Source organism: Desulfovibrio sp. 1214_IL3152 (assembly GCF_036763055.1).
Classification (GTDB): domain Bacteria; phylum Desulfobacterota; class Desulfovibrionia; order Desulfovibrionales; family Desulfovibrionaceae; genus Desulfovibrio.
Map to the genome: position 1 here is coordinate 1 of NZ_JBAIYW010000295.1, position 6,203 is coordinate 6,203.

7 protein-coding genes are annotated in these 6,203 nt (G+C 55.1%); 2 read left to right on the plus strand and 5 right to left on the minus strand.

The window, feature by feature from the left end:
• Window positions 1-96 precede the first annotated feature (96 nt).
• The 5 genes from V6C07_RS06345 to V6C07_RS06365 form a co-directional block, all read right to left on the minus strand.
• Window positions 97-2,049, minus strand: coding sequence for a zincin-like metallopeptidase domain-containing protein (locus V6C07_RS06345; protein ID WP_333535509.1), 1,953 nt, complete (start codon window positions 2,047-2,049; stop codon window positions 97-99).
• Window positions 2,039-2,242 (minus strand): hypothetical protein, encoded by a 204-nt coding sequence (locus V6C07_RS06350; protein WP_333535510.1) that lies wholly within the window; start codon window positions 2,240-2,242, stop codon window positions 2,039-2,041. The genes V6C07_RS06345 and V6C07_RS06350 overlap by 11 nt, the downstream gene beginning before the upstream one ends.
• A gap of 2 nt (window positions 2,243-2,244) precedes the next feature.
• Entirely contained in the window at window positions 2,245-2,751 is a 507-nt protein-coding gene (gene traF / locus V6C07_RS06355) for a conjugative transfer signal peptidase TraF (RefSeq protein WP_333535511.1), read from the minus strand.
• Complete coding sequence (locus V6C07_RS06360) at window positions 2,729-3,682, minus strand: type IV secretory system conjugative DNA transfer family protein (RefSeq protein WP_333535512.1); 954 nt, start codon at window positions 3,680-3,682, stop codon at window positions 2,729-2,731. The genes traF and V6C07_RS06360 overlap by 23 nt, the downstream gene beginning before the upstream one ends.
• 223 nt (window positions 3,683-3,905) lie before the next feature.
• The gene (locus V6C07_RS06365; RefSeq protein WP_333535513.1) at window positions 3,906-4,808 is read right to left on the minus strand and encodes a LysR family transcriptional regulator; all 903 of its coding nucleotides are present in this window, start codon (window positions 4,806-4,808) and stop codon (window positions 3,906-3,908) included.
• A gap of 145 nt (window positions 4,809-4,953) precedes the next feature.
• Between V6C07_RS06365 and V6C07_RS06370 the strand changes: the two genes are divergently transcribed.
• Window positions 4,954-5,565 (plus strand): DJ-1/PfpI family protein, encoded by a 612-nt coding sequence (locus tag V6C07_RS06370; RefSeq protein ID WP_333535514.1) that lies wholly within the window; start codon window positions 4,954-4,956, stop codon window positions 5,563-5,565.
• A 234-nt stretch (window positions 5,566-5,799) separates the two neighbouring features.
• Window positions 5,800-6,012: a hypothetical protein gene (locus V6C07_RS06375; protein WP_333535515.1), complete on the plus strand. Its 213-nt coding sequence runs from the start codon at window positions 5,800-5,802 to the stop codon at window positions 6,010-6,012.
• Window positions 6,013-6,203 lie beyond the last annotated feature (191 nt).

The window sequence follows — 6,203 nt, forward strand, 5'->3', positions numbered from 1 at the left end:
CATCATCAACCGCCATGGTGACGGCTTGCTGCCTCAATTCCTGTGAATAACGTCCCCGTGGTGCTTTCGTCATAGAACCTCCTCAATGGATATGGACTATGGCGTCCGTTTTTTCCAGCCTATCTCATTGTCCGCGCAGATGGTGATCGCGGCATTGGGGTATTTCTCGCGGAGCTTTCTGGCCACCGGCTCCAGGTTGCCAGCATCAAAAGCCACGGCCACGGGTTTGCCCGTTGCCATGTGCAGGCTCGCGCCGGTTGCGTAGCCTTCGGAGAGCAGGATTTCCCCTTGGGAGAGATCTTTCCCCGGCTCGGCAATAAGGTGAAAATTGCCGGACTTTTCCATGCCCGGCACGAAGCGTTTTTGCCCATCGGCATCGATGGTCTGCAAGCCGCGCAATTCATCGTCAACGTTGCGTACCGGGATGTGCAGCACGCCTGCCCAATTTTCATGCAGGCCAATGGGCGGAACTCCCTTGGCCTTGAGGTAGGGATGATCCTCATGCGCCTCATTACCCATGTCCCAGGCCGCCTGGCTCATTTCCGCCGCTTCCTTCTGAGCCTGCAAGCGCTGTTCAGCCCGTTCGACCTGCTTTTGGGCGATCTCCTCCCGCTGGGCGTCAATTTCTTCCTTGCTCAGGGCATGGCCGCTGGCCATCCATTTTGCCTTTTCGCCGGAACTGAAGTTCTGCATCCAGCCTGCGGGGCGTTCATCCAGGAAGCCGCAGTATGCGCCGTCCAACTCGCCGCGATTACCGCCAAGGAGCGGCACACGGTGGATAGCGCCATCCATGATCGGAGCCTTGCCGTCCAGATCCAGCCCGACCTGTTTCAGGGCCAGGGCGAATTCTTCCTGTGGCGATAACGTGCGCTTCTGTTCCGGCTTGGGAGCGTTTTCCGGCAACCAGCGGGAAAGTTGGTTCAGATCCGTGCCCTCCGGCGCAAACCAGAGCTTGTTGTCCTTGTCCCATTTCGCTCCCTGCTTTTTGGCCTGGTTCTTTTCCTTGAACGGCACGGCCAGGAAGGTTTTTTCCTTTGCCGGGTTTGCTGGGAGTCCCATTGCAGTGATGCCTTCTTCCTGTTCCAGCGCTTGCGTCGGGCGTTCCAAGGCCTGTTCCTGCGCCACTTCCTTGTTCATTTCCAGTCCCAGGACATATTCTTTGATCTGTTCCGCGTCCCGGCAGGCCCGGACGATTTCATACGGATCATCCTCCAGCGCCTTGATCCAGGAATTGACGTAGGCCGCGTGCTGCTCCGGATCGTGGGGAATGCCGATGTCCTGACCGAGCATCCAGGAGGCGATTTCCGCCCGCAGCTCTTCACGGGCATACATTTCCGAGCCGAACGGGCCGTTTTCCCGATCCAGGCAGCTGGAGTGGCGCGTCCAGTGCCCCAACTCATGCAGGGCCGTGCCGTAATAAAGGCCGGGTTCTTCAAAGTTTTCACGCGGCGGCAGGTGGATGGAGTCTGTGGCGTAACGGTAAAAGGCCCGGTTGCTCTGATCGTGCTTGATATTCGCGCCGGAGGCGTCAAGGATGTTTTCCGCCTTTTCCACCGGCTCCCATTCAAAGGCCTTGTCCGTGAGTTCCACAGGCGGGATGCCGTCAATCTGCTCGGCGTTGAAGACGTGAGCGAAACGCACCAGGGGCTTGTCCAGTTGCACCGTCTGTTTTTCCGGCTTGCCGTCTTCTCCGAGCACGGGTTTGCCGTCCTCACCAAGGCGCTCCTGCTCTTTGGTGAACTGGAAATAGACCACGGGCGTGGCCTTGCTGCCAGGCAGGATGCGCAGACCTTCCTCGTTGGCCTGGCGCAGCGTCATCCAGCGCGGATCGTCATAGCCGGAAAGCGCCAGATGCACCCGGTTCATGCCCCGGTACACTGTGCCGGAGGCCGGATTGTGCGGAGCGGAAAGTGTTTTGCCCGGATGCCAGGGCCATTGCCAGGGAGCTGTTCCGGCCTTCAGATGCTCAATAATCTTTTCCGCAAATTCTTCATGAAAGGGGCGGCGCTTGGCCTTTTCCGGGGTTTCAGGCTTCTTGCTACCGCTCATAGACCGCCTCCCCCTGACCGTTGATGGTAAGCAACGCGTCTTCAATCAAATCTGCCAGCACAATGGCGTCTTCGGTAAACGCGCCCATGTAGTCGGCCACGTCCGGATCGAGCGGGATATACAGCGCCGGATCAGCGGCAAGCTGTTCCGCAGCCGCACGGGCGGCGGCTGCCAGATATTCTTTATGTTGCATGGTCATTCTCCTTTGAGGTTGAAAACAAAAACAGGCTCGACCCGTTGGAGATTTTCCAAGGGAACGAACCCGAAATAACGGCTGTCGAAACTGCCTTCATGATCCGCAAGCACCAGGGCCATTCCCGTCGGAATAACGCCGGAGCGCAGCGCGGAAAGCATGGGCCTCCCCTGGCTGTCCGTAGTGTGGACGGCCAGGGATTCGGCATCTATGAAATCGCCCGGCATACCTGCCAGACGTTTGAGCAAGGGGCGCAGGCCGTTGTTGCAGGAACCGGCCTGAAGGTAGCCGCGTTCACCGGCCAGATCGGCAAACTCGCCGCGCAGGCAAAAGCTGACCAGATCCCCTTTTGCCGGTTCACGCGGCACAACGCGATAGATGCCTTCAGGCAGGGACGGCGTGGGGTTGATGCGCAAACCGGAGGCATGAGCAAGAAGCCCGGCTGCCAGCAGCCACAGAACGGCAAAGAGCCCGCGCCGAATCCGGCTATTCCATGAAATAGCGTTCACTGGCGCTCTCCTGAGTAGGAATGGGTGAGGGTTCCGTGTCCTTGGAGGCGGAAGAAGACGATTTGGCCGTGTACCAGGACGCCGGGCGCGGCTGGTACAGCGAATCGCTGATACCGCTGGGATATGCGGTATTCAGGCCGGGAACCGGCACCTTGGAGCGTGACGAAAAGACGGGATCAAAGAAGTACAGGATCTGCCGACCGTAAATCGGAGATTGGCCTGCCGTGAACACCAGCATATCGCTCGGCTTGATGACGCGGCCCTGGCTGTCCTTTTCCGGGCCGGGCAGTCGCATGCACTCGTCAGGTGTGAGCAGCGGCCTGGCAGTTTCCGTCACGTTGACCGAGGCGTTTTTCATGTGCCCGGTGCGCGAGCCGGAGAGCGACACCTTTTCCTCCACCACCGTTGTCTTGCCGGTCATGTCCGAAAGTGTCTTGGCCGTTTCAATGGTGTTGGGCGCGTAAGCGATTCGCACATGGCAGTTGGCCATGAGCGCGTTTTCCTTGCCGTACACGGCGTTGAGCTGGGTAATGTCCTGAACGATGATGTAGACCTTGCCGCCGTAACCGGCGATGTAGGCCAGGGCCTTTTCCATGATCGGCAACTTGCCGAGGCTCGTGAACTCGTCCAGGAGGAGCAGCAGGCGATGCTTGTAGCTCGCTTTGCTGGAGCCGTCAGCGAACTCCATTTTCGCGCAGATGCGCCGCACAATCATATCCACCATAAGCCGGAGTAGCGGGCGCATCCGGTCAATGTCCGCCGGGGAAATCACCAGGTACAGGTTCACCGGCTTTTCATGGTTCATCAGGTCATCAATGCGAAAGTCGCAATGGCCGGTGTTCAGCGCCACCACGGGATCGCGGTACAGCGCCAGATTGGTCAGAGCTGTGGAAACAACGCCGCTTGCTTCGTTCTCGGCCTTGTTCGTCAAGCGAAAATATCTAACTGGAATTTCTAGATAAAAATAGGAGGAACTGAAATTGTACCAGCTATCGTACCAGCACTTTCAGCGGGTACAGGTGGCTTTTACTGGACAATTTTGGACTGAACGTGGATGCGTGCAGGAGGCACTGTAGAATTGAAAGGCGGCACCCAGCATTTTGCGGTTGCCGTCTTTCGTCTGCCTCAGAGAAAAGAGCCACGGGGAAACAAGCTTATTCCGCTTGTCGGGCAGCCTCTTCGGCAACTTCGTTGAAAATATCTCTGAGCCAGGAGTGCCCTTTATCTTCTCGTGAGCGAGGATGCCACACAAGGCCGTATGTATATGTTCCCGCCTCCACCGGAGGGGTAAGGAGGGGCGTTTCGGCAAGTTCAGGCATTGCAGCGGCGAGACGGTATGGCAGGGTCAGAATCATGTCAGTGTTTTCAATGGATTTCGCGGCCACTACAAAATGAGGAATGACAGCCGCCACACGGCGCTTATGCCCCTTTTTCGACAGAGCAGCGTCAACATCGGAGTATGCATTCGTCAGTGAGGCAACAACCATATGCGGCGAATCCAGATACTCTTTAAGAGACAACGTACTCTGCTTGGCGAGGCGGCTTTTCTTCCCCGCTATACACACAAGTTTTTCTTGAAACAAAGGAGAAACGCAAAGGTCTTTATATACTGAATCCATTATGCAGCAGCCAAAATGGATATTGCCGCTCATGAGGTGCGATGCAATGAGGTGGTGATCTGCCGACGAGAAAAATAGATCGACGCTTGGTGCCTCCTGGCGAACACGAGCAAGGAGGGGTGATAGCAACAGGTATGTTCCATAGTCGGAGATGGCGATGCGGAATGTTCGCTTCATCGTGACTGCGCTCCAGCCGTCTCCAGGGTTCAAAACGGCATTGGCATGGTGAAGCGCCTTTTCAAGGTCATCCCGCAGTTCAAGCGCTTTTGCTGTAGGACGTATTCCACGCCTTTCCTGAATGAACAGGTCGTCGTCAAGCATGAGACGCAGTTTGGACAATGCGTGGCTGACCGCCGACTGGCTCATGGACAACTTGTGCGCAGCGCGGGTTACGCTTTGCTCCACAAGCAGTTCATGGAGTACGACCAGAAGATTCAAGTTTATATCTCTCAAGGTATGCATGAAAATAATTCCACCAATGAAATAATGCCATTAGGTATCCATGATGTTAATGGATAATATACAACCTGTAAACCAACGCATTGCCCGATGGCAGAGAGCATCGAGCAAAAAAGGAGACGGTATGCAGGATAAAACAGCGCTTTTTGTTTTGATTCCCGAATACGCGGATTGGGAGCCAGCGCTTTTAGCCGCTGGTTTGCGCTGGGGATTTGGCCTTTGGAGTAATCCATATGCAGTAAAAACGGTTTCGCTCACGAAAGAGCCGGTGCCCTCCATCGGAGGATTCAGTATCACACCAGACTATAGCTTTGATGACGCACCCGAAAAGTTTGCCGCGCTCATTCTTGTGGGTGGAACTGCTTGGCACAAACCGGATGCCAAAAAAGTTATCCCTTTGGTGCGTAGGGCTCTCGCGCAAAAAGCGGTTCTCGGCGCTATCTGTGACGCATCTGTTTTTCTTGCCGTGCATGGCTTTTTAAATAGATTGTCCCACACATTCATCGACCAATCTGTGTTGTCCGGCGAGGCCAAAGGAGAATACTCCGGCGAAGCATACTTTGAAAATAAACAGTCTGTGTGCTGCGGGAACATCATAACAGCCAAACCCACAGGGTATGTGGAATTCGCAACGGATGTTCTCTCTGCATTGCAGGTGTCAGACGAAAATAAAATCAATAGCTTCTATCAAATTTGTAAAACAGGAGATTGCTCAATCCTGCTGAATCACGATTAATTTCAAATTTGAGTAATTCGTCCAAGCTGCTGCGCACAGCAAGGCGTCCAACATCAGCATACCGCATGGCGTATGCATCTGGTGCCTTTTGTGTAGAGCGTCCTAGGTATGGCAGAATAAAGGCTGCATACCCTTGGGCGAACCAACGCCATCGTCTTATGGAGAAAAGGCGATAAAATCAGTGACGTAGTGTGCGCCATACGCGGCCTGCTCCAACCTCCAAGGAGTTTGGAAATGGCAAAACGTACTTACAATCATGTGGCACTGGAAGATTTTGAAATCAAGGCTCAAGAGTTCATCAGTCTGGCTTTTGAACTTTGTGAACGGGAACTACGCGAACACAGGCGGAATCAGGCAGAGGCCGGTAAAGCATTACAGTTCTCCATGCTCTCTGTGCTGAATAGTATCAAAGCATTCCGGGCTATCGTTCAAATAAAGCCTGAATAACCCTTTCATCCCGGCGCTTGCGGAAACGTGAGCGCCGTTCTTTTTTATGCGTTGAGCGAAGCGAAAAAAGGAACCCCCCGGCCTAGCCGGGGGTTCTTCATATGCGCCTGTAAGGCTTTCTTACCAGCCGCGCCCTAACAGGCGCACGGGCGATCTGACATTTGCATTTCTGTTACTTGCGGCCCGTAAAC

Coding starts and splice junctions, on each gene's coding strand:
- V6C07_RS06350 (WP_333535510.1), bottom strand. CDS start 2,242: ATGCAACATAAAGAATATCTGGCAGCCGCCGCCCGTGCGGCTGCGGAA.
- V6C07_RS06375 (WP_333535515.1), top strand. CDS start 5,800: ATGGCAAAACGTACTTACAATCATGTGGCACTGGAAGATTTTGAAATC.
- V6C07_RS06370 (WP_333535514.1), top strand. CDS start 4,954: ATGCAGGATAAAACAGCGCTTTTTGTTTTGATTCCCGAATACGCGGAT.
- V6C07_RS06345 (WP_333535509.1), bottom strand. CDS start 2,049: ATGAGCGGTAGCAAGAAGCCTGAAACCCCGGAAAAGGCCAAGCGCCGC.